The 1,777-nt window shown below is 73.5% G+C and carries 1 protein-coding gene and 1 pseudogene; one reads left to right on the forward strand and one right to left on the reverse strand.

Annotation, left to right across the window (positions count from 1 at the left end):
• Positions 1-963, forward strand: a pseudogene (locus GTW43_RS01665) (hypothetical protein); the annotation flags it as partial.
• 29 nt (positions 964-992) lie between these two features.
• Here the strand turns inward: GTW43_RS01665 and GTW43_RS01670 are convergent.
• Positions 993-1,613, reverse strand: a complete 621-nt coding sequence (locus GTW43_RS01670; RefSeq protein WP_161299741.1) for an L-threonylcarbamoyladenylate synthase — start codon at positions 1,611-1,613, stop codon at positions 993-995.
• Between the last annotated feature and the right edge of the window lie 164 nt (positions 1,614-1,777).

Below are 1,777 nucleotides of genomic sequence, written 5' to 3' on the forward strand. Positions count from 1 at the left end.
CCGGCCGCCCTCGGCACGGGCGGCGCCCTCGCGGCGCTGGCCGCGATGGTCCTGGTACCGGTGCTCGCCCGGCCCGCCGGGGCGCGTGTGTGCCAGGGCAGCAGCGCGCTGTGCGAGCGCCGGTACGACGACGTGGCGTATCTGACCTCGCACAACGCGATGTCGACGACGGTGGACCGGTTCCTCGGCCCGCTCCAGGACCCGGACATCACCGCCCAGCTCGACGGCGGCGTACGGGCGCTCCAGCTCGACACCTACCGGTGGGAGCGGCCCGAGGAGATCACCGCGCGCCTGCGCGGCTCCGACTTCACCGCGGAACAGCAGGCGCTGATCCGCTCGGCGATCGACACCGTCAACCCGCCGCGGCCCGGCCTGTGGCTGTGCCACGCGGTCTGCCGGGCCGGGGCCGTGCCACTGGTCCCGACGCTGCGCACGCTCGGCGCCTGGATGCGGGCGCACCCCGACGAGGTCGTCACGCTCATCGTGCAGGACGCGATCAGCGGCGCCGACACCGCGACGGCCTTCGCCCGGGCGGGCCTCGACGATCTCGTGCACACGCCGGATCCCGATCCGGACCGGCCCTGGCCCACGCTCGGCGACATGATCGACAGCGGTCGGCGGCTGGTCGTGTTCGCCGAGGAGGCCGACGGGCCGGCGCCCTGGTACCGGAACTTCTACCGGTACGGGATGGAGACCCCGTTCGCCTTCCGCACCCCGGACGCGATGAACTGCCGTCCGCACCGCGGCGGGGACGACAGGCGGCTGTTCCTGCTCAACCACTTCATCACCGCGGACGGCGGCAGCCGGCTGGACGCGGGCACGGTGAACGCGCGGGCCTTCCTGCTCGACCGGGCCCGCCGCTGCGCGCGCGAACGCGGGCGGCCCGTGACCTTCGTGGCGGTCGACTACACGACGATCGGCGACGGGCGCGGCGCGGTGGACGAGCTGAACGCGGACCGCTGAGGCGGGCGGGCCACCGGGGCCCGCGGGGGTCACTCGAAGCGCTCGACGTCCCCCGCGCCGCGCCGCACGATCTCGGCCTCGCCGTCCGAGAAGTCGATGACCGTGGTCGGCTCGGTGCCGCAGTCCCCGGAGTCGAGGACCGCGTCCACGGAGTGGTCGAGCCGCTCCTTGATCTCCCAGCCCTGAGTGAGCGGCTCGTCCTCGCCGGGCAGCAGCAGGGTGCTGGAGAGCAGCGGCTCGCCGAGCTCCGCGAGCAGGGCCTGGGTGACGACGTGGTCGGGGATGCGCACGCCGACGGTCTTCTTCTTGGGGTGCTGGAGCTGGCGCGGCACCTCGCGGGTCGCGGGCAGGATGAAGGTGTACTTGCCCGGGGTGGCCGCCTTGACGGCCCGGAACACGTCGTTGTCGATGTGGACGAACCGGCCGAGCTGCGCGAAGTCCTGGCACACCAGCGTGAAGTGGTGCTTGTCGTCGAGGTGGCGGATCGTGCGGATCCGGTCGACGCCCTCGCGGTTGCCGAGGCGGCTGCCGAGGGCGTAGCAGGAGTCCGTCGGATAGGCGACGAGGGCTCCGTCGCGGATGCTGTCGGCGACGGCGGTGATCAGGCGCGCCTGCGGGTTCTCGGGGTGCACGTCGAAGTACCTGGCCATTCGCCGAGCCTACGGGATCGGGCGGTCCGGGGCTGCCGTGCCCGGCCGGGAATCGTGGTGCACGCGCGACAATCCCGGCGGGTCCCGGCGCGACAATCCCGACACCCGCCCACCCTGGTCTCCCGTGGGGGCCGTCCGACGGCCCATACTGGTCGGGCATCGTC

Source organism: Streptomyces sp. SID5785, assembly GCF_009870065.1.
Lineage (GTDB): Bacteria > Actinomycetota > Actinomycetes > Streptomycetales > Streptomycetaceae > Streptomyces.